This window comes from Gordonia sp. CPCC 205333, from assembly GCF_048537885.1.
GTDB lineage: Bacteria > Actinomycetota > Actinomycetes > Mycobacteriales > Mycobacteriaceae > Gordonia.
This window is the reverse complement of sequence record NZ_JBCLVI010000003.1, coordinates 837,997-859,540: the sequence shown is the minus strand read 5'-3', so window position 1 is coordinate 859,540 and position 21,544 is coordinate 837,997. Positions and strand designations below refer to the sequence as shown.

Here is a 21,544-nt window from a genome sequence, read left to right as displayed (position 1 = left end):
CATTCACCCGTAATCGAGAGGTGTACGTGAGATAGCGGGACTCGTTAGCGCCTGGCGCCCATACCCTGTCTCACTCGATAGGATGGTCAGCGATGTTTACGGTGCATAGGGCGGAGCGGGCCGACACGCTGGCGGACGCGTTGGCTCGGGAGTTGGCTATCCCGCTGGCCGACCCGATGCAGACCGAGATCGTCGCGGTTCCGGCTCGCGGCGTCGAGCGATGGTTGCAGCAGCATCTCGCCATGACTCTGGGTGCGGCGGACGGGGACGCCGATGGGATCGCGGCCAACATCGATTTCTCCGCACCGAGGAGGATCGTATCCGATATCGTCAGTTCGTTGTCCAAAGATGCTGCCGGAGAAGAATTTTGGCGCGCTGACCGACTTATCTGGCCGGTGCTCGCGACGCTCGACGATCATATCGACGATCCCCGGCTGGCGGTGATAGCCCATCACATCGGGCATGACGAATCTTCTGACGCGCGGTTGCGTCGCGGCCGGCGACTGTCGGCGGCGCGCACTATCGCCAATCTCTTCGATTCGTACTCGTGGCAGCGCCCCTCGATGCTGCGCGAGTGGGCGGCGGGCCGAGACATCGACGGAGCTTCGGAACTGTCTGACGCTCTGGCGTGGCAACCCTGGTTCTGGCGGTTGGTTCGTGAGCGCGTCGGCGTGCCGCATATCGCCGAGGAATTGGATGCGATTGTCGCGCATGTGACCGAACATCCCGAGTCAGTTGATCTTCCCGCACGCCTCGCGCTCTTCGGTCCGTCCCGCATTCCGCAGACGATGCGGGATATCGTGCGGGCGCTCGCTGTTCATCGCAACGTCAACCTCTATCTGCCACACCCCAGCGACGCATTGTGGCAGTCGGTGGCTGCTGCCGGCCGTACCGCGGATATGGTGCGCAGATCCGCGAATGGTCCTGTGCCAGTGCGAAATCCATTGCTGGCCAGTATGTCTCGCGATATCATCGAGTTGCAGCAGTGCCTGAGCGGACTCGCCGACACAATTCATCACGCCGGTCCCGCTATGGTGCCGCGAACACTCCTCTCGCATGTGCAATCCGCTCTGCGCGACGACGTTCACAGTTCGGCCCCCGGCGCGCGTGCTGACACCTCGCTTGAGGTCCACTCCTGTCACGGCCCTGAACGCCAAGTCGAAGTCTTACGCGATCGGCTCCTGCATTTGTTCGCCGATGATCCAACGCTGCAGCCACGAGATGTTCTCGTCATGTGTCCCGACGTTGAGGTCTACGCACCGCTCATCCGTGGTGCGTTCGGTCAGCTCGGCCTCGGTCACCCGGCGTTCAAATTGCGTGTGCGCCTTGCTGATCGCGGACTGCGGCAAACCAATGACGTGCTCGATGCTATTGCGGCTCTCCTTGAAATGGCTGCGGGGCGCGGCACCGTCGGTGAACTCCTCGACTTCGCCGGGCACGAATCGGTACGTGGTCGTTTCGATTTCACCGACGACGATCTCGACACTCTGACCAATTGGGCGCAGCGCGCCAATTTCAGGTGGGGCATCGACGACACTCAACGAACTCGCTTCGGGCTCAGTGGGTTTCCGCAGGGAACCGCGCAGACCGGCTTGGACAGAATCGTCCTCGGCGTCGTCGCCGACGAATCTGAGGACGAATGGTTATCGACGGCGCTGCCGCTGTCCGGTGTTGACTCCACCGACACTGACCTGGTCGGCCGCTTCACGGAGTTTGTCGACCGACTCGGTGGCCTGGTGACGACTCTTGGCACATCGCGGCCGGCCAGTCGGTGGGCCGAGACCCTGTTGACTGCTATCGACCTGCTTACCGCTACCGACTATGAGACGGAATGGCAACGGGCACAAGCGGTGGGATTACTCGGCGATGCCCTGACGCTGCCACCTGGAATCGACCCGCCAGACCTTGAACTGAACGATATCCGCGACCTGATGACGAGCCTGCTGGCCGCGCGACCGACCAGGTCGAACTTCCGCACCGGCGAATTGACTGTGTGTTCAATGGTGCCGATGCGATCGGTGCCACATCGAGCGATCATCCTGCTGGGTATGGATGATGGTGCTTTTCCCCGCACGCAGGGAATCGACGGTGACGACATTCTCGCGGTGGTTCCGCTCGTCGGTGAGCGCGACATTCGTACGGAGGACCGTCAGGTCTTCCTCGATGCCATCACCGCGGCGAGCGATCATCTGCTGGTGTTCTACAGCGGCGCGGATCCGGTGTCGGGCAGAGTGATTCCGCCAGCCGTAGTGGTCAACGAACTGATCGATGCCGCCGACACAGTTCTCGACGCGCCCGACCGAGCGCAATCACCAATTCTGCGGCGACATTCACTACATGCGTTTGAATCGGCCAATTTCGAAAGCTCGGCGAATTCGGCACCGCGCAGTTTCGATGCCGCGCTGCTGCCCGGCGCACGGGCACTCGCGGCACTGAACGCCTCCGGTGACAAGGGAATCGAGAAGGTTCATCTCGCTGCTGCGCGGCTGCCGCCGCTGCGACATTCCGATATCACCCTCGACGATTTGGTGCGCTTCCTTGTCAATCCACTGGAAGGCTTTGTGCGACAACGACTCGGTGGGCAGATCCCGGAAGTCGCCGTCGGCCAGCCCGACCAGTTGCAGGTCACCCTCGACCCGCTTGATGCCTGGGGGATCGGTGACCGGTTCTTGGCCGCGCTGCTCGCCGGCGACGATGTCGGTGTAGCGCAGCAAGCCGAGATGCGGCGGGGTACGTTGCCGCCGTTTGCTTTTGGCACGCAGGCGATGAGACCGATTGTCGATCGCGCCACTTCGGTGTACCAAGCAGCACGATTGTGGCGTGCGGGTTCGGCAGATGCAATCGATATACGGGTGGAGCTGCCCGATGGACGCCGCATCTACGGCACCGTCGGCGACATCTACGCCACCGAATCTGGGTCACGGCGACTGTGCAGTGTCACTTACTCGTCATTGTCGAGTAAGCACCGCCTGCAGACATGGATCAAATTGCTCGCATTGGCGGCAAATAGCTCGTCCGCGCCACGGGTGACCGAGGCGGTCGTCGTGGGGCGAGGCAAGGGGAGAGGACCGGCGACAGCATCGAGCACCTTTCACCCACCCGCCGACGCGGTAGACATTTTGACAATGCTCGTCGCCTTCCGCGACGCCGCGCTGTGCAGGCCCATCTCTTTGCCACTGTCCGCCGCGAACGCATGCGCGCAGGAATTCGATCGGACCGGGAATCACACCAGTGCCCGCCGTCGCGCTGGATATGCGTTCAGCAACTCATTCGCCGATCGCGACGACGGTTATCTGGGTCTTGTTTTCGCCGACCAGCCAGGTGCCGCAATCGATTTCGATACCGTCGTCGCAGCTATGCCCGATGACCTGACAGCTCTGACTCATTGGCTGCCTGGTGAGGACGATGTACCGATGTTCGTCCGGGTAGCGTCGGCAGTTTTCGGACCACTGCTTGAGCACGAGGACGCACGATGACCACGCCTGTTCCCTTCGACCTGGCCGGACCGCTGCCTACCGGCACGACCGTGTTGGAGGCCAGCGCGGGTACCGGCAAGACCTATGCGATCGTAAGTCTCGCGGTGCGCTACATTGCCGACGGCGTTCCTATCTCCCGGCTCCTGATGGCGACATTTTCCAACGCTGCATCGGCCGAATTGCGGGATCGGACCCGATCCAGGCTGCTCGAATCGGCTGCGGCACTGTCAGATCCGGCGACAGTTGATGGTGCGGACAAGCTACTTTCCGTGCTCGCCGATGGCACGAACGCCCAGATCGCGCTCCGCCGCAGACGAATCGCCGACGCACTGTCCGATTTCGATTCGGCGACGATGGCCACTACGCACACCTTCTGCAATCGGATGCTGGCGGCACTGGGCTTTTTGGGTGAACGTGAACAGCAGTTCCCGATTCTGGAAAATGTCGACGACTTGGTTTCCGACGTCGCGCGTGATCTATACATCCGGAAATTCGCAGGGGCGCCTAGTGATTCATTGTCGTTCAACGATGCGGAGCAGATAGCCAAGGACGCGGTGCGCAATCCGGTGGCGACTCTGGCACCGATCGAGTATGAGGGTAAGCCACTGTCGGAGACGACGACGATGCGCATTCGGTTCGCCGAGGCCGTTCGCGCAACTACCGCCGAACGTAAACGGCTCGCTCGCGTTCGGACTTATGACGATCTGCAGGGCACGTTGCATCATATCGTGACCGACGATCAGGTGGGTCCTCAAGCGCGCCAACGGATTCGCGAGCAGTTCGATGTCGTATTGATCGACGAGTTTCAAGACACTGATCCCCAACAGTGGGCAATTGTGCGGCACTGCTTTCACGATGCGGACGACGTCACCTTGATTCTTGTCGGCGACCCGAAGCAGTCCATTTACGCGTTCCGCGGGGCCGAAGTGCTCAGCTATCTGAATGCGGTCGCAACCGCAGGTGAACGGCAGATCCTCACTACCAATTACCGTTCTGACGAAGACGTCGTCCGCGGTGTCGGCACGTTGTTCGCCGATGCGACGCTGGGCCATCCGTTGATAGCGGTTCACCCGATCACCGCCAAACAAGCCGGTAGCAGAATTTTCGGAGCGCCCTCGGTGCGCCTGCGCGCCTTCACCCGGGGAGATTTCCGAGTACATACCCAGGACGGCACCACGCCGTTGGTCCCGGGTGTGCGAGCGAAGGTGACTGACGACGTCGCCGACGACATCGCCTCCCAGCTCGCCGGCTCTGCCACACTCGAAGTAGCTGGAGAGCAGCGACCGATCCAGCCGGGCGACATCGCAATCCTGTTGCGGCAGAACAAGTCCATCGAGCCACTGCAGCTAGCTTTGGCCAGACGTGGCGTCGCCTCGGTCGTGCGGTCGGGTACCTCGATTTTCCAGACCGCGGCTGCGCGGCACTGGTGGTATGTGTTGCAAGCGATGGAGCAGCCATCACGGGTGACCCGGGTGCGGATGGCCGCGCTGACTCCGATTATCGGCTTTGACGCTCTGTCACTCGACGCGTATGGCGACGCTGGCGTCGGAGAGCTTTCCGGTGAACTCGCGCAGTCGGCACGGGTATTCGCAGAAGGCGGGTTCGCAGCTATGGCGGCTCGACTCCTCGATGATCGGCGTACGCACGAACGTGTGCTCGGCTCGGAGGATGGCGAGCGAATGTTGACCGATCTGCTCCAGGTCTCCGCGTTGTGCAATCGGCAAGTGGCCGAAACCTCTTGCGGGCTAGCCGGCCTGGTTGCCTGGTTGGGAGAGAACATCGCCGACGACTCGCGGTGGAGTCAGTACGCCGAGGCCACCCGCCGCCTTGATCGCGATACCCAAGCCGTGCAGATCATGACGATTCACGGCAGCAAGGGACTCGAATTCCCGATCGTCTACGTCCCGTTCGGGTGGGACGGCGCGCGCAACTTCAAGCCGACGACATTCGTCTACCACGAGGGGACTGAGAGGCGTTTTCTAGATATCGGCGGACAGTCCGCAGCAGGCTTCGCCAGTCGATGGGCGGCGAATACCGAGGAGAATGCCGGTGAGGATCTGCGGTTGCTCTATGTCGCCGCGACTCGGGCACGATCTCAATTGGTGTTGTGGTGGGCGCCGAGCACTACAACACGAAGCGGCGCTCTACACCGACTGCTGTTCACCAGAATTGATCGGACGGCCGCCGCTCGCGCCAGCGAAGTCGCCTCCATTCCGGAATCGGTAGCGATCCCCGACGATCATCAGTGCGTGCAGGTGTTGCGAGATATCGCCGCTGCTGACCCGGCGATTAGTGTCGAGCGGGCCGGGCAGCACGATTCGGTCCCGCGTTGGCGGTCGATCGATTCAGTTGGGGCACAGTCGCTGTCGGTCGCGGTCTTCGATCGGCCGATCGATGAACAGTGGCGCCGAACGTCGTATTCGGCGATGACAGCGGCGGCTCACGCTGCTCGTGGTGCCGCAGTGGTGAATTCGGGCAGCGAGCCGGAGGAAGGACAACTCACCGATGAGCCGGCACCAACCCCCGCGGGTGCCGACGATCCTGCTGGTCGAGTGCCGTCGTCCGAGCTTGCAGGTGCGGGTGATCTTCCCGCTGGTCGAGTGCCGTCGTCCGAGCTTGCGAGGATGCCGGTGTATCGAGACCACACCCCCTCGCTGATGAACGGGCTGCCCTTCGGTGCCGCGTTCGGAACCCTCGTCCACGAGGTTTTGGAGAATGTCGATACTGCCGCACCGGATATCGAGCGCCACATCCGCGAGCAGGTTGCGCAAGGTGCTTATCACCGCGGCTTCGCGGTGGACTACGCGCAGCTGACCGCAGCCCTCGTTGGTGTGCTGACGACGCCACTCGGACTCGACGGTGCGGCAACGCTGTGGGAGGTCGAACCACGAAATCGGTTGAGTGAGATGGACTTCGAGATCCCACTCGCCGCCAAAGATGGTGGTTTCTCGCTGGACCAGGTCGCCGATCTTCTCCAGCGGCACCTGCGCGCGGATGACCTGTTGTGGCCGTTCGCCGACGCGGTACGCACGATCAACGACGACCGTTTTCACGGTTATCTGACTGGCAGTATCGACTCGGTATTGCGGACCGGTGAAGGATATGTCGTCGTCGATTATAAGACGAATCGGATAGAACCGGGCGATCTCATGGTGGAGAATTTCACTCAAGCCGCGATGGCGCAGGAGATGATTCGCGAGAACTATCCTCTGCAAGCATTGCTGTATTGCGTTGCGCTGCACCGATATTTGCGCTGGCGACTGGTCGACTATCGACCCGACCGGGATTTGGGGCCGATTCAGTATCATTTCGTCCGTGGTATGGCCGGTCCTCAAACCGCCTCGGGTTGTGGAGTTTTCGAGTGGCGAATTCCGGCGGAGTTGGTCGTCGAGTTGTCTGATTTGTTGGCAGGGAAGGCAATCCATGTCTGAGAGCGGCGACGATGTCGCCGGACAGCGGGTACAGTCGGCGACGGGGGTGTTGAAGGCATTCAACAGTGCCGGTGTGCTCTCCGCGGCTGACGTCCATGTAGCGGCGCGGCTCGCCTACTTGTCGAAGGCTGATATCGGCGACGAAGTCTTGTTGGCGGCAGCGCTTGCCGTGCGCGCGGTGCGGAGCGGTTCGACATGCGTCGAGTTGAATCGAGTCGATGACTTGGCCAGTGATTTCGCCGACGATGAATTGTCGTGGCCGACGACTGAAGCGATGGTCGCCGCGCTGTCGACGAGTCCGCTGGTGATCGGCGGTGAGGCTGGCCCGCTTCGGCCGTTGGCGCTGGCACAGTCGGTTGATGGCCCCCTGCTTTACTTGCGCAAGTATTTTCGGCAAGAGTTCATCATCCGCGAAATCTTGACCGAACGCGTCGCGTCGCGTCCCGACGTCGACGTCGTCGCGCTGCGGGCCGCGATGCGCGAGGTTTTCCACGCGGTGGACCCCATGGGACAGACACAGAACGGAGAGTTGTTCTACAACAGGCAATTTGCGGCGACGGTGCTCGCCGCGACATCGTGGACGACCGTAATGGCTGGCGGACCGGGTACGGGTAAGACATACACCGTCGCGCGGATATTGCATGTACTGGAACTCCTGGGCGGTGAGGCATTGCGGATCGGTTTATGTGCTCCGACCGGACGTGCCGCGGCGCAGTTGCAGTCCTCGGTGACCGACTACGGGCGGTTGCCGGCGGGCACCTCAGCGGTAACGGTGCACCGGCTGTTGGGATCGCGGCCCGATGGCACCTTCCGGCACGGACCGTCGAATCGGTTGCCGTATGACGTTGTGGTGGTTGACGAGACATCCATGTTGCCGATGACGATGATGAGTCGGTTGGTCGCATCGCTGCGGTCAGACACGCGACTGATCCTGGTCGGCGATCCCCATCAACTGGCCTCCGTCGAGGCAGGTGCTGTTCTTGCGGACCTGGTTGCCAGGGATACGTCGGGACCGCCGAATCCGGTATTCGATCAGGTGGCGTTGTCGGGTCGTGGTGACTTCTCGTCCGCCGAGAGGGCCGTTCTGTCCAATGGCGTGATCACTCTGGCGCGAGGGCACCGTTTCGGCGCGCAGATTGGCGATGTGGCCGATGCGGTGAATGCGGGGGACGCGGACAAAGTGTTGGAGTTTGCGGCCGACCCCGCCTATGACCGAATAACGATGGTCAGTCCCGAGGATCTAGACGGAGTCCGTGATGATGTGCTCGGTTGGGCACGCGAGCTGCACGACCGCGCGGTGGGCGGCGACGCGGCGGGTGCGTTGGACGCACTCGACCGCCATCGAGTGTTATGCGCGCATCGAGACGGGAATTCTGGGGTGAGCGGCTGGTCGAGAAGGATAGTCGAGTGGATCGCGACGGTCGATGGCTATCGGCAGGCGAGCTTGGAAGCGGCGAATTGGTATGCGGGACAACCTTTATTGGTCACGGCAAACGATCGCCAGCATGAAATCTACAACGGCGATAGCGGTGTGGTGGTGTCGTCGGACTCTTCGGTGAGTGCGGTGTTCCGGCGAGGTAAGAAGGTCAAGACGCTACATCCGAGTCAGTTGGGCGATGCGATTCCGGTGTATGCCATGACAATTCATCGGAGCCAGGGCAGTCAGTTCGACGTGGTCACCGTAGTCCTTCCACCGGAACGCTCGGAGCTGCTGACACGGGAATTGCTGTACACGGCGCTCACCAGGGCCAAGGAACGTGTGCGGATCGTCGGGACGTCAGAGGCATTGCGAGCTGCGGTCGGGCGACGGGTGCAACGAGCGAGCGGACTGCGGGGCGAGGTTACCCAGCATGACTCGGCCTAGTCCGCCTGAAACTGTCCTCGTGGCGTGCGCAGACTGTTCCACCCAGCGGGACAGCTTCAGGAGCCGAGCCGGTCGATGACCTCACCAATGAGGTCACGTACTTCGCCGATCTTGAATGTTTCGGCGGGATAGAGGATCTCGAGCGACCCCGGCTGGCTGTTGGTCGGCGCCGTAACGGCGACGTGCAGATCGCATTTGGCTATTCGGACGGGGAGCGGTTCCACACGCAGTGATCGCTGGGGACCCAAATCTATTTCCGCGGCGGCGTCGGTCGACTCCGCGGATACCACTAGCTGAAACAGTGGATGATGTGGACCATCGAGGTCCTTGACTGCGGCGGCGATGTCGACGTACCCGACATCGCTGTGGCGGAAGGCTTCGCGTTCGGCCTGGATATGGTCGCCGACGATGGCTGCTACCGTCGTGCCATCGGCAATCCGGTATCGCAACGGCAGGGTGTTGACGAACATCCCCACCACTGGGTTGACCTGTGCACTACGTCGGCCGGCGATCGGAGTGCCGATCACAAGATCGGGAGACTGAGCGTGTTTGGCAACGACCAGGGCGACGGCTGCTCGGACTACCCCCAACGGGGTCGACTGACTATCGATCGCGATTGCACGGGTGCGCTCCCACAGTGACGCGGGCAATTCGGCCGAGATAGTCGCTCCTGCGGTGATAGAAGACGTGGGTCGTCGGCGACCGTCGATGTCACCGAGCGGCACGATACCGTCGAGTGCCTGACGCCAGTAGGCGAGTTGTCGGGAGTGCCGGCTTGTCGGATCGCCGGGATCGCCCAGGAAAGTGCCCATCCACCGTGCATAGTCGAGGTAGTCGATTCGGGGCCGGTTGAGTGGCTGTCCGTAATACGCCGCGACGAGGTCGGTGAGGATTATCCGCAGCGACGCGCCGTCGATCGCGGCGTGGTGTGCGCAAATAGCGATGCTGTTGTCGCGCAAACCTATTCGCAGCGCAGACTCGGCACTGAGATCGAAACCGCGTTGTGCGAACTCGGTCACCGAGCCGGTGATCTCGACGAGCGCCGGTGCTGGTACCGCATCGGGGATCATGAACTCGCCGGAGAAGCCGACGGTAAGTATGTGGTGTGCGATACCAAGTGCGGCAACGGCGTCGGCCAGCCGGGCCCGATCGACCTCGGGTAGATGAACCGCGAATGGCATGAGATTCGACACGGAGCGGTCATCGCGATCGACATTGCGCTGTGCGGGCGTGAGGGCGACTAGTTCGCCGGACTCGATGTGAGTCAGAGTCGGTTCCGGCGAGGTGATCAGTGCGGCGACGCCAGCTGGTGTCCGACCGTCGAAGATGTCGCGCACTGTCAGAGCGGTCCCGAGGGTCCGGTTGATCTTCGCTACGACTGTCGTCGCGGACAAGGAATCCCCACCGATACTGAAGAAGTCGTGATCGACGCCGATTGTGTCGATGGCGGTGACGGCGGAAAAGGCTTCGACACAGGCGGATTCATCAGGAGTGTGCGGTGGGCGATACGCGATCTCCGCGGCGAAGGTCGGTGCGGGGAGTGCTGACCGGTCGATTTTTCCGTTCGTTGTGAGCGGCATCTCGGGTAGCACGGTGATGGCACTCGGCAGGAGAAAGCCGGGGAGAATTCGTGTCAGCGCCGACCGCACCGTGCTGGCGGACAACCCGCGGCCAGTGACATATGACGCCAGAACGGTTGTGGTGCCGCGGCTCAGCGGGATGGTGACCGCATCCTCGACATCGCTCACTGTGCGCAGCACGGCATCGATTTCATTCGTCTCGACGCGAAAACCCCGAATCTTCAACTGGTGGTCAGTGCGGCCGACGAAGTCGAGCGAGCCGTCGGCTCGTCGGCTCACGATGTCGCCGGAGCGGTAGAGGCGAGAGCCATTGTGGCCGAAGGGGTTTGCGACAAAATGGGCGGCGGTGGCCGCTCCTGACTGATAACCGCGCGCTAGTGACGGCCCCCCGACATACAGTTCGCCGACGGCACCCACGGGCTGTGGACGCAACCGGGCGTCGAGGACCCAGCAGGTGACACCCGGCATCGGAATCCCGATGGGCACACGCTGCGCCGACGCTGCAACGTCGAGTGCCGGGGTGATGGTCACACTGCAGGTGGTTTCGGTCGGCCCGTACGCGCACCGCAGGCGGACGCCACTGTCGACCCATCGTCGCGCAACGCTCGGTGGACAAACATCGCCACCGACGATGACGTCACGCACGGTAGGGATGGCGGGCGGATCGAGCGTCGCCAGGGCCGCGGGTGTGATCAGAAGATGTGTTACGCCACCGCGATTGAGTGCCGTGGCAAGCTCGTCACCGCCGACGATATGCGGATCAATGACGCATAACCGTGCACCGCTGACTAGCGCGGCGACTACCTCGACGAAGGCCGTGTCGAAACTGGTCGAAGCGAAATGAGCTATGACGCAGTCGGTTCCGAGACGATAGCTGGCATCGATCTCGGCAACCAATGCGGCGAGTCCGGACCCGCTGACTACCACCCCCTTGGGTACTCCGGTCGAGCCGGAGGTGAATATCTCGTAGGCGGCGTTGTCTGGCCGGTTCGCGCGGTCTGGTCGTCCTGCGCCGCGGGCGTCGATCGACAACCCCCGTCGAATGATCACCCGTGGCTCGCAGGAGGCGATGATCTGATCGACTCTCGTCTGTGGATACCGGGGATCGATCGGGACATGAATGCCTCCGGCGAGTGCGACTGCCCATAGCGCGATCACCGACTCGGGCGAGCGTGGCAATACCACTGCCACTGCCGATTCGGGACGTACGCCGGCGGCGCGAAGTCGGGTGGCGAATTCCGTTGCGCGAGTCCGCAAATCACGATATGTGAGATTGCCCGATGACGACTTGACGGCGCTGGTGTCATCGTTGGGAGCGCGTTCGAGAAGCTGCGCCAAGGTCGAAGCAATTGGCGATTCGACGCCAACGAGCGGGCGGCTGCCGAACGTCAGCGTGCCAATCGGAGTCGCAGTTGGCAGGCTTGCGAATCTCTCCAGAAAGTCGACCAACTGATCATGATGTGCCGCAAGGGCTCCCGGTACGAAGCCGGCCGGGTTGCCTTCGACTTCGATGCGGCTGCCGCCGTCCGGGGCCGGGTACAGGTTGACATTGAGGTCGGCGACCGGCCCGGTCCTCAACACCGTGTAGTCAGCGTCGATATCGCCGAGCGGTATTAGCGGATCGAACGGGAATACATTGACAACCGGACCGAATTGGTGAAGCCCGGCCGCGACGACACCTGCGTCACGCAGCATATCTTCGTGCCGGTAGCGCTGATGCCGGAGAAGTCCGGACAGGCCGCGCGATACTTGGGCCACGTAGTCATCGATGGTGAGCTCAGCCGATGCGGTGACTACGAGCGGGACAATATTGGACATACTGCCCGCGACAGAACGCACAGCCGCGTTGTGACGAGCCGATACCGGCAGCGACAGGACGATTCGGTTGCGATCGGTCACTCGCGACAAGTACGCGGCGAGACCGGCGATGACGACCGCGGAGGGAAGTGCGCGCAGTCGCGTCGAACAGTGTTCGATCGCCGAGGCTGGCCCGCGTCCGAGGCGACCGCCGACACGGATCGGCTGTACTGACGGAGTATGTCGCCCTATGCCAATGGTGACGGGATCGGGGAGGGCGGACACTACGTCGCGCCAGTAGTCGCGATCGCGCTGGCGTCGAGCGGAGGTCGCGTACTCGTTATCCGCGTCGACAAGGGTGCGAGGATCGCCGATTGTCGAACTCGGCGCGGCGATTTCCTCGCTTGCCATACCCCGCTTTGCTGCCCGGTAAAGCTCGGCAGTGCGCTGGATCAGCTTGAGTGCGCCGTAGCCGTCGAGGACAATGTGGTGCGCGCGGGAGAACAAGAACCATCGATCGTCGGCGACACGGAGCAACGACGTCTGAACCAGCGCGTCACTGTGCAGATTCATCGGGCGTGTACACGCCTGGTCCATCCATGCGCGAGCCGACTCGATCGGTTGATACTCCTGGCGACAGTCGATCTCGTCGATGACGAAATCGCGACGTGACAGTGATATCTGGGGGCCGTCTTCGGTGTCGACGATGCGCGCCGACGTTATGCCGAATTCCCTGCCGGCTTGATCGGACGCCGCGACGACGATGTCCGTGTCAACCTGCCCCGACAGGTCGATGACGTGTGCAATTGCCAGCGGAACGGCCCCGATGAGTTGCTGGGCGAACCATAGGCTCTGCTGCGCCGCGGTCAGCGGCAGAGTCGAGTGAATCAGCGGACCGTCCGGCGCCGGCTCAATCGGCCAATATCGGCGATGGCTTCCGTCGCAAAACGGTTTTCGTTCGCTATGCCCGCACCGGCACAGCGCGATGGTCTTGCGATCACCGGCGAGCGGACTACCCTCGTCGTTCAGGAGGTGAAAGTCGCCGCGTACCAGCAGTGGACCGTTGCGGCACACAGATATGGACGTCGCCGTCTCATCGACCGGAAGCTCATCGGCCATGACACATCCAGGTCTGGTCGCGTCGTTCACCGAGATGCCGCTGCCGCCCGCCCGCGGCGAACTCAGCGCCGACGTCATCGCCCGGCTCCGCGGCCGAGGTCCGGAAGTCGCAGTGGCGCAGGTTGATTCGGCTCTGGACCGCATTGGGTCGGTTCTCGACGACGAAGACTGCCAACTGACGCTGACACTCTTGTACGAGCTTCACCTGCGAGGCATAGCGGATGTGGCCGATCGCCTGCAATGGGCGCCCGACCTTCTCGCCATCCGGTCCATTCTGGAAGACAAGATGTGGGCCGAGGTCACCTCTCTGTTGCGCGGTGATTCTGTTGACGGAGCGAGCGATGCGACCGCGCGAGCTACCACGCATATCGAGAACCAGGCCGATCCAGCTTCCGCGACGGTTGAGCACCTGTGGCGGATGACTACCGACGACGACGGACCGGGCCTGTCGAGTCGAATACGCGACGACGCGACACTGTCTGAACTTCGCGAAGTCCTGATCCATCGGTCGCTGTACCAGCTCCGCGAAGCGGATGTTCACACGTTGGGCATTCCGCGCCTCGCGGGCAGGCCCAAGGCGGCGCTCATCGAAGTTCAGGCCGACGAATATGGCGGCGGTCAGCTGTCGCATATGCATTCGGTGCTTTTCGCACAGACCATGATCGCAGCCGATCTGTCGGCCGGATATATGCACTATTTGCCGCGGGTGCCCGCCGTGACGCTGGCATCGCTGAACGTGTTGTCCTACTTCGGACTGCACCGAAACCGCTTGGGGGAGTTGATCGGTCATCTCGCCGCCATCGAGATGACGTCGTCGGCACCGGCCAAACGCTATAGCGCCGGACTCGCGAGGCTGGGTTTGGACGCCGACGCGCGCAAGTTCTACGACGAGCATATCGAGGCCGACGCGGTCCATGAGCAGATCGTCGCACGCGACCTCGTCGCCGCATGGGTTGGCGACAGCGCGGCCAGGTCGCGCCAGATCCTCGATGGCGCAGCGGCATTCCTGTTGTTGGAGCAGGGAATTGGCGATCATGTGTTGAGCTCCTGGACGGCCGGGCAATCGTCGCTGCTGCCCGAATTATCTTGAGCCGCAGGCGCGGTCGCCACGATCGCGCTCACTCGCTCGGTGCGCTCACCCGGAGGGATCAATCCTGCCTCGACAAGGTAGGGAAGCCGTCCGGACAGGACTGGACCGAATGGCACATCGATTGATTCTTGGATCGTCACGGCGAATCCGTCGGCGCGCAGTTGTCGGCAGGTGATCTCAGGTTTGCTGAGGTCGGACTGGACGATGATCAATGTCCCGCCTGGACGGACTAGTCGATGTGCGCGATGGCAGATGGGATCGAGGAGCTCGCGGCCGTCGGGCCCGGCATTCCAGGCCAGCCCGGTATCGCTGTTACGCGTCGCCGATTCGGTTGGGACATATGGCGGATTCGCGAAGACGAGATCATACCGCCGAGTTGTCTGCATCGTTCGGAGATCAGCGCGGCGAGCGGTGACGGGCAGACGATTGAGTCGTGCGTTGAGGCGGATGGTGGCGACTGATCGGCGGTCGACGTCGATAGCGGTGACGATAGCTCCCATCCGGGCCGCCAGAAGTGAGACGTAGCCCGTCCCGGCGCATAATTCGAGGGCTTCGGCTGGTGTATCGCTGCGATCGATGGCTGCGGTGACCGACTTGGCGAGAAGCATGCTGTCGGCGGCTGGCCGGTATACGCGAGGTAACCGGACAAGCCGGACGTCGTCGGGGGGTAGTGCCCATCGACTTACGGCGCGCACTTGCTCGAAGAGCAATTCGGTCCTCCCGTCGGTGGTCAGGGACTTAAGACGGTCGTTAGTGCTACTCACAGCCAACCTACAGCAAGAGGTGCGGTCGCTCCGGCGGAATGCGTTGGAGCGATGGCGGGATGCGGGGCGAACCTTGTAGTGCGATGAGTTCGGCGCCCCACGCCGGGGCGCCACCGCGACTAGACAAGTTCGGGTAACCGAAACTATTGTGTCGACATGCCACAAACCCAGTCGCGCGTTCGTATGCCCCTGGCTGCTTCGGTAATGGCGGTGATCGGTGTACTCATCGCCGGATGTTCGGTGCCAGGTACAAATTCCGACGGCAAACCAGTCGTCCTGACAACTTTCACCGTTCTGTCTGACATCGCTGCGAAGGTCGCCGGTGACCGCTTGCACGTCGAGTCAATAACCAAGCCGGGCGCGGAGATTCACGGTTACGAGCCGACTCCTGGTGATATTCGTCGAGCATCGACGGCATCGCTGATCGTTGATAACGGCCTAAATCTGGAGGCGTGGTTCGCGCAGTTCGTCGAAGGGCTCGACGTGCCGCATGTGGTTGTCAGCGATGGGGTGGCGCCAATCGATATCGCGTCGGACGCATATGCGGGCAAGCCAAACCCGCATTCGTGGATGAGTCCGCTCAACGTAGAGATCTACGTCGACAATCTGGTGCGAGCGTTCACCAGCCTCGATCCAAACGGAGCCGGCGCCTTCAAAGCCAACGCCGCCGACTACAAGTCGAAACTTCAAGGCGTGCAACGGGAATTGGTCGCCGCACTCAAGTCGCTGCCGGCGAACGAGCGGGCGCTAGTCACCTGCGAAGGCGCCTTCTCGTACCTTGCCCGCGACGCGGGCCTCACCGAACGCTATATCTGGCCGGTCAATGCCGAGCAGCAAGCCACACCACAGCAGGTCGCCTCGACAATTGACTTCGTCAAAGCCAAGAAGGTGCCCGCCGTGTTCTGTGAATCGACAGTCTCCGCAGCGCCGATGAAACAAGTCGTTTCCGCGACCGGCGCCCGATTCGGCGGCACGCTTTACGTGGACTCGCTGTCGGAAGCAGAGGGCCCGGTACCTACCTATCTCGACCTCATCCGTCATGACGCAAGGACGATCGTCGCAGGCCTCACCGGGAAGGCTGCCGCGTGAGCGCCATCGTCGTCGAAAATGTCAGCGTCCACTACGGCACGGTCCCAGCGCTTCAAGACGCGTCGTTCACGCTGGAGTCGGGAACTGTGTGCGGGTTGGTCGGAATGAACGGGTCAGGAAAGTCGACCCTGTTCAAGACCATCATCGGGATGATTACCCCGGACAGCGGGCGGGTAACCGTCAACGGAGGTAGCCCGGTAGCGGCGCGGAAGGCCGCCGCGGTCGGCTACGTGCCACAGTCTGAGGCCATCGACTGGGCATTCCCACTCACCGTGCGCGAAGTCGTGATGACTGGCCGCTACGGCCATCTTGGGCTTACCCGCCGCCCTCGTCGGGCGGATCAGGCCGCGGTCGACACCGCGCTGGAGCGCGTGGAACTTACCGACTACCAACACCGTCAGATTGGCCAACTCTCCGGTGGCCAGCGTAAGCGCGCCTTTGTTGCCCGCGGCATCGCCCAGGACGCATCTGTCTTGCTACTCGATGAACCGTTCGCCGGAGTCGACAAACGAACCGAGGCCACCATCACCACGTTGCTAAGGGAACTTGCCGGTGCGGGCGCGACGATCCTGGTCTCCACCCACGATCTGCACGCTCTTCCCAAACTCGCCGACGAAGCGGTACTGCTCATGCGTCGCGTCCTCGCCCAAGGACGCCCCGACGAGATTCTGACCCCAGAGAACTTGGTTCGTGCGTTCGGCCTCGATCCGCTCGACCGTCAGCCGGAGGTCAGCTCGTGAATATCGTCGATCTGCTGCTCGATCCGTTCGCGTATCCGTTCATGTCGCGCGCTCTCGTGGCGACGCTGGTCGCCTCGGTGGTCTGTGCGCTGCTGTCGTGTTGGCTGGTGCTGATCGGGTGGTCGCTGATGGGCGATGCCGTGTCGCATGCTGTGTTGCCGGGAGTCGTGCTCGCCTATATCTTCGGCGCTCCATTCGCTTTGGGCGCAATCGTTTTCGGTTTTCTCGCTGTCGGCTTGATTGGCGCGGTCCGCGATAGTGGTCGGATCAAAGAGGATGCGGCGATCGGCATCGTGTTCACGACGCTGTTCGCGCTCGGGCTCGTGCTGATCTCCGTGACACCTAGTCAGACCGATCTCAACCACATCATCTTCGGCAACTTACTCGGTGTCTCGACGTCGGATCTGGTTCAGATCGCGGTGCTGGGTGCCATCGTGGCGGCCGTCTTGCTCGTCAAACGACGCGATTTCACCCTGTACGCATTCGACCCGACTCACGCTTTCGCGATCGGTCTCAATCCGCGGATTCTTGGTGCGACACTCCTCGGTCTGTTGGCACTTACCGCGGTGACCGCCCTGCAAGTGGTCGGCATCGTGCTCGTCGTCGCGATGCTCATTATCCCCGGCGCGACCGCGTATCTTCTGACCGATCGGTTCGGCCGAATGTTGATCATCGCACCGACAACGTCGGCGCTCGCCGGCGTCGTGGGGCTGTATGTCTCGTATTACCAAGACACTTCGCCGGGCGGGATGGTGGTGCTGATACAGGGAATTCTCTTCGCGCTCGTATACCTGTTCAGTCCCAAGTACGGGGTATTGACCGGGCGAAAGCGGCGACCCGCGAGCGACGTTACGGTGGTTGTGACTGCGGGCTAGAGACCCTGAGGTCGACAATGTTCGCGCATTCCCACTGAGAGTTGCTCACCAATGAACGACATTCGTATCGAGAACGACGGCGACGTGACTGTAATCGTCATGAATCGGCCCGAACGTCATAACGCCGTCGATGGGCCGATGGCAGCCGAATTGGCAAGGGCCTTCAGGGAATTCGAGGATTCCGACGCCAAGGTTGCGGTGCTCGCCGGGGAGGGGCCGTCCTTCTGCGCAGGCGCCAATCTCAAGGCGGTTGGCACCGAGGACGGCAATAAGTTGAATCTCGAAGGCGATGCCCCGATGGGGCCCACTCGGATGGACATATCCAAGCCCGTCATCGCCGCAATCAATGGGCACGCGGTCGCGGGTGGATTGGAATTGGCGATTTGGTGCGACCTGCGAGTCGCCGACGAAGACGCCACGCTCGGCGTCTTCTGTCGCCGCTGGGGCGTGCCATTGATCGACGGCGGAACTGTTCGACTTCCACGTCTCATCGGGCACAGTCGCGCAATGGATCTGATCTTGACCGGCCGTCCGGTCGATGCGGCTGAGGCGCTGTCGTTCGGGTTGATCAATCGAGTTGTGCCGACTGGCACCGCTCGGGCAGCTGCCGTCGAGCTCGCCCGTGACATCGCTCGTATGCCGCAGACATGTATGCGTAACGACCGTCGTTCAGCCCGCGCGCAATGGGGCGACGACGAAGAGTCCGCGCTGCGGCGCGAGTTCGCGATCGGAATGAGTTCACTGATGGCCGACGGCGTCGGGGGAGCGGCGCGATTCGCGTCCGGAAAAGGTCGTGGCGGCTCGTTCGACGACATTTAGCCCAGGCCATTCTCTTCCTTGCGCGGCTGCTCTGCACGTGATGTGAATTTCGTCCCCCGCGATGAGCCCGAAGGGCATATTGCCCTTCATACTCGCCGACGGGGACGAGAATTCTTCTGCGGCGCAATGCTGGCGTAGAACTCGACCGACTCGGCGGTCATGCGCTAACATGGATTTATACATGTAAATTGGCGTAAGGATAACTGATGACTTCGGCCGAGTCGCTCGACGCGCGTGCCCAGTTCCGTTCCGGTGCTATTAGTTTCGAGGATGCCCTCGGGAGACTGTCGCGGTTTCCGCTCACGCGTGACCAACTCGCAGAAGTACTCGACACACTTGCCGACGACACCTCGCCACCGTCTGCGGCGCTCTCCGAAGCCGACGCCGCAGTACTCGATGCCGCAGGTTTCAGTGAACGACCAGGCGCACTGACTACAGCGACGGTCGCCCGCGATATTCAGATGCAGCAGTTGGTTGCCGAGTCGTTGACCGTCAATGATGCTGCCGAGCGGGCTGGCGTGAGTACCGCGAGGGTGCGTCAGCGGCTCGCCGCCCGAACGTTGTGGGCATATAAATGGGGTACGCGTCGCCTGCTCGTCCCAGCGCAGTTCACCGACGACGCCGTGGTGCCAGGAATCGACGCCGTGGTGTCACGTATTCGACCCGACGCCCATCCGCTCGAGGTCCAGTCATTGCTCACGCTGCCGCAACCCACCCTCGCGGTTGGCAGTGAGCCCGCGTCGATCGTCGCGTGGCTGTTGTCGGGCCCGCGCTCCGATCAAGAAGTCGAGCGCGCCACCGACATCGTCGATGCCGCGTCGTGGGGAGCGGTGTAGCCACCCGATGCTACCGCCGCCGCCCTCGGTTGCCGACCTGAAATCCACTGGCATCCGAAGCAAAGAAGCTCTGACCTGGAAAACGAGCATGCCGGTATGGCGTGTACACGCCACCGTCGGCTCCCATGTGCTGCCCTGGGATGCTCATCGCACTTGGGGACCCGTACTGCGCTTCGACCAGCATCCGTTGCCGGTGGGCGAGCACCCGAGATACGGGATCTGGTACGGAGCGGCCGATCCGCGCGGTGCCCTGGCGGAAGTGTTTCAGGAAACCCGGGTGATTGATCGGCATACCGACGCGAAATATCTCACCGGGTTGCGTTTCACGCGACCACTGCGATTACTCGACGTCGGTGGCATCGGCGTCGCGACTTGGATCACGCGTGCCGGCGGCAATCACGGTCTCGACTCCGCGCCTCATCGACGATCCCAGCAGTGGGCTCGAGCGATACATTCCGCATTTGACGAAATCGACGGTATTGCCTATCGCGGACGATTCGCGGGTGGCACCTGTGTCGCCCTGTTTGAGCGGACGGCGGGTGATTTCCCGGCGAATCCGCTTATCTCGTTGCCACTTTCGCATCCCGGGCTGGAAGGACGGATTGCGACGGCGGCGATGGACCTGGGTTACAAGTTCTTGTAGGTCCAGTCCGGTGGGCCGTCGCCCGACGATATGACACCCTTGAGTCATGGCAGAGAGCATCGAGGGAACAGACCCGGCCACCGAACTCGCGGCCCGGCTTCTCGACGCGCAAGTAGCGTTCGCGAAGGAGCAGGTGCTGTCGTCGGAGGCATTCAAAGCCCTGGTGATTGAGGAAGTCGACAGCTTTCTGGCATTGACGAGTGAATTAACTCTCGCCGAAGCTGTCACTGATCGTCAGATCAAAGACGTCGCACACAAGTATGCGGTTCAGCTGCCCGTTGAGGGGGCTATCCCCGAACTCGTCGGTGAGATCGCCGCGCGTATCTATCGGCATCGGGCAAATGACGAGATCCAGATAGAAGACCTAGTCGATGGTCGTCACTTCGATGAACTGCTCACCGGCGCTGCCGAACTTCAGGTGACACAACGGCTGATCCGGTTGGTGCTCGACAGTCCGGTAACCGTAGATGCCTGCGTCGAGATCGTGCAGCGGGCAGTGGAGTCGTCGGTGACCGAGTCGGCTCGAGATGATGCTGCGGCCGGTCGTCGCGGCGTGGTCGATATTGTGCGTAGTCGACTCGCGCGCGCAGTCGAACCGGCCCTGCCGGTTATCGAATCAGGGGTCGACCGATTGACTCGGTCCGGAGCGCGATTCGTGTTGCGCGGCAACCGAGACACAACCGACGAAGCATTGCTGGAGACGGCGCGTGAATTCTGGCGCCAGCGCAGTGGTGACGCGGTGGGTAGTTATCGCGATCTGGTCACCGAATCGGATCTGGAAGATATCGTCGTGCTGGCCTTCGAGTTCTGGCGCACTTTTCGCGACACCGACTATTTCCGCGCGATGCTCGACGAAGGCATCCAGCACGTCTTCGACAAGTACGGCGACACTCCATTGGCAGAACTGTTGGCGGAGTTGGGAATCGAACGTGCGGACCTCATCGAGGAGGGACTGCGCTTTGGGCCATCGGTATTCGCGATACTCGACGAGCGAGGCTATCTCGATGAACTGTTCCGCCGTCGCCTCGCGCCGTTCTACTCGTCGGCGCTGTTCCGCGACGCCGTCGGCACGCGAAAGACGAATTGACCTACGGGCTGGTGCGCCAGCGACCACTGGCGCAGACCAAGGCCTTACCTTTACGAGTCACCGCCACTGAATACTTGCCGGTACACGGTTGTCCGGAGCTACGCCGAACAGGGTCGGCTTTCGCGACGCGCACCCACTTGTAGGCGCCCGACCCGACGTGCGCGCACACCGTCGGCGTTCCGGCTCTGGTGTGTCGGTAGTTGTTGGCTTCCGACGCCGAGCATTTGCTGCCAATGCGCGGTGTGCTGGCATCGGCGGTGGCCGGGACCGCGGCCAAAAGTCCGGCCGCGATGGCCGCGGACGCGAATAGTGTTGCGGTGGCTCGTTTCATCAC

Annotated in this window: 14 protein-coding genes; 11 read left to right on the top strand and 3 right to left on the bottom strand. The window is 62.3% G+C overall.

All coding sequences use genetic code 11. The features are described from left to right. Positions 1–92: 92 nt before the first annotated feature. From recC to recD, 3 genes are read left to right on the top strand one after another with little or no spacing between them, the layout of a single operon-like run. A complete protein-coding gene (gene recC / locus AAFP29_RS14095) occupies positions 93–3,476 on the top strand; it encodes an exodeoxyribonuclease V subunit gamma (RefSeq protein ID WP_419217975.1) in 3,384 nt (1,127 codons plus the stop codon). Beyond that, positions 3,473–6,907: a UvrD-helicase domain-containing protein gene (locus AAFP29_RS14090; protein WP_419217974.1), complete on the top strand. Its 3,435-nt coding sequence runs from the start codon at positions 3,473–3,475 to the stop codon at positions 6,905–6,907. Before recC ends, AAFP29_RS14090 begins: the two co-directional genes overlap by 4 nt. After that, the gene (gene recD / locus AAFP29_RS14085) at positions 6,900–8,771 is read left to right on the top strand and encodes an exodeoxyribonuclease V subunit alpha (protein ID WP_419217973.1); all 1,872 of its coding nucleotides are present in this window, start codon (positions 6,900–6,902) and stop codon (positions 8,769–8,771) included. The genes AAFP29_RS14090 and recD overlap by 8 nt, the downstream gene beginning before the upstream one ends. A 56-nt stretch (positions 8,772–8,827) precedes the next feature. Here recD and AAFP29_RS14080 read toward each other — a convergent pair whose 3' ends face one another. Next, positions 8,828–13,267 carry an amino acid adenylation domain-containing protein gene (locus AAFP29_RS14080; protein WP_419217972.1) on the bottom strand — a complete coding sequence of 1,480 codons (4,440 nt, stop codon included), beginning with the start codon at positions 13,265–13,267 and terminating at the stop codon, positions 8,828–8,830. Here AAFP29_RS14080 and AAFP29_RS14075 point away from each other — a divergent pair. Continuing rightward, positions 13,266–14,357, top strand: coding sequence for an iron-containing redox enzyme family protein (locus AAFP29_RS14075; RefSeq protein WP_419217971.1), 1,092 nt, complete (start codon positions 13,266–13,268; stop codon positions 14,355–14,357). The two genes, AAFP29_RS14080 and AAFP29_RS14075, sit on opposite strands and share 2 nt — an antisense overlap. Here the strand turns inward: AAFP29_RS14075 and AAFP29_RS14070 are convergent. Further along, positions 14,300–15,121: a HemK2/MTQ2 family protein methyltransferase gene (locus tag AAFP29_RS14070; RefSeq protein ID WP_419217970.1), complete on the bottom strand. Its 822-nt coding sequence runs from the start codon at positions 15,119–15,121 to the stop codon at positions 14,300–14,302. The two genes, AAFP29_RS14075 and AAFP29_RS14070, sit on opposite strands and share 58 nt — an antisense overlap. A gap of 204 nt (positions 15,122–15,325) precedes the next feature. Between AAFP29_RS14070 and AAFP29_RS14065 the strand changes: the two genes are divergently transcribed. The 7 genes from AAFP29_RS14065 to AAFP29_RS14035 all read left to right on the top strand — a co-directional run bounded on the left by AAFP29_RS14065 (position 15,326) and on the right by AAFP29_RS14035 (position 21,210). Then, positions 15,326–16,210: a metal ABC transporter substrate-binding protein gene (locus AAFP29_RS14065; RefSeq protein WP_419218110.1), complete on the top strand. Its 885-nt coding sequence runs from the start codon at positions 15,326–15,328 to the stop codon at positions 16,208–16,210. Then, entirely contained in the window at positions 16,207–16,950 is a 744-nt protein-coding gene (locus AAFP29_RS14060) for a metal ABC transporter ATP-binding protein (RefSeq protein ID WP_419217969.1), read from the top strand. The genes AAFP29_RS14065 and AAFP29_RS14060 overlap by 4 nt, the downstream gene beginning before the upstream one ends. Continuing rightward, positions 16,947–17,825, top strand: coding sequence for a metal ABC transporter permease (locus AAFP29_RS14055; RefSeq protein ID WP_419217968.1), 879 nt, complete (start codon positions 16,947–16,949; stop codon positions 17,823–17,825). Before AAFP29_RS14060 ends, AAFP29_RS14055 begins: the two co-directional genes overlap by 4 nt. Positions 17,826–17,876: 51 nt before the next feature. After that, positions 17,877–18,644, top strand: a complete 768-nt coding sequence (locus tag AAFP29_RS14050) for a crotonase/enoyl-CoA hydratase family protein (protein ID WP_419217967.1) — start codon at positions 17,877–17,879, stop codon at positions 18,642–18,644. 206 nt (positions 18,645–18,850) lie between these two features. After that, positions 18,851–19,480: a hypothetical protein gene (locus tag AAFP29_RS14045; protein WP_419217966.1), complete on the top strand. Its 630-nt coding sequence runs from the start codon at positions 18,851–18,853 to the stop codon at positions 19,478–19,480. Between the two features lie 7 nt (positions 19,481–19,487). After that, positions 19,488–20,123, top strand: coding sequence for an RES family NAD+ phosphorylase (locus AAFP29_RS14040; RefSeq protein ID WP_419217965.1), 636 nt, complete (start codon positions 19,488–19,490; stop codon positions 20,121–20,123). A gap of 46 nt (positions 20,124–20,169) precedes the next feature. Further along, the gene (locus AAFP29_RS14035) at positions 20,170–21,210 is read left to right on the top strand and encodes a hypothetical protein (RefSeq protein ID WP_419217964.1); all 1,041 of its coding nucleotides are present in this window, start codon (positions 20,170–20,172) and stop codon (positions 21,208–21,210) included. Position 21,211: 1 nt separating this feature from the next. Here the strand turns inward: AAFP29_RS14035 and AAFP29_RS14030 are convergent, their stop codons facing one another. Then, positions 21,212–21,544 carry a hypothetical protein gene (locus AAFP29_RS14030; protein WP_419217963.1) on the bottom strand — a complete coding sequence of 111 codons (333 nt, stop codon included), beginning with the start codon at positions 21,542–21,544 and terminating at the stop codon, positions 21,212–21,214.

Excerpts from the sequence above, each read along its gene's own strand:
- recC (WP_419217975.1), top strand. The coding sequence starts at position 93 with ATGTTTACGGTGCATAGGGCGGAGCGGGCCGACACGCTGGCGGACGCG.
- AAFP29_RS14090 (WP_419217974.1), top strand. The coding sequence starts at position 3,473 with ATGACCACGCCTGTTCCCTTCGACCTGGCCGGACCGCTGCCTACCGGC.
- recD (WP_419217973.1), top strand. The coding sequence starts at position 6,900 with ATGTCTGAGAGCGGCGACGATGTCGCCGGACAGCGGGTACAGTCGGCG.
- AAFP29_RS14075 (WP_419217971.1), top strand. The coding sequence starts at position 13,266 with ATGACACATCCAGGTCTGGTCGCGTCGTTCACCGAGATGCCGCTGCCG.
- AAFP29_RS14080 (WP_419217972.1), bottom strand. The coding sequence starts at position 13,267 with ATGGCCGATGAGCTTCCGGTCGATGAGACGGCGACGTCCATATCTGTG.
- AAFP29_RS14065 (WP_419218110.1), top strand. The coding sequence starts at position 15,326 with ATGGCGGTGATCGGTGTACTCATCGCCGGATGTTCGGTGCCAGGTACA.
- AAFP29_RS14050 (WP_419217967.1), top strand. The coding sequence starts at position 17,877 with ATGAACGACATTCGTATCGAGAACGACGGCGACGTGACTGTAATCGTC.
- AAFP29_RS14045 (WP_419217966.1), top strand. The coding sequence starts at position 18,851 with ATGACTTCGGCCGAGTCGCTCGACGCGCGTGCCCAGTTCCGTTCCGGT.
- AAFP29_RS14040 (WP_419217965.1), top strand. The coding sequence starts at position 19,488 with ATGCTACCGCCGCCGCCCTCGGTTGCCGACCTGAAATCCACTGGCATC.
- AAFP29_RS14035 (WP_419217964.1), top strand. The coding sequence starts at position 20,170 with ATGGCAGAGAGCATCGAGGGAACAGACCCGGCCACCGAACTCGCGGCC.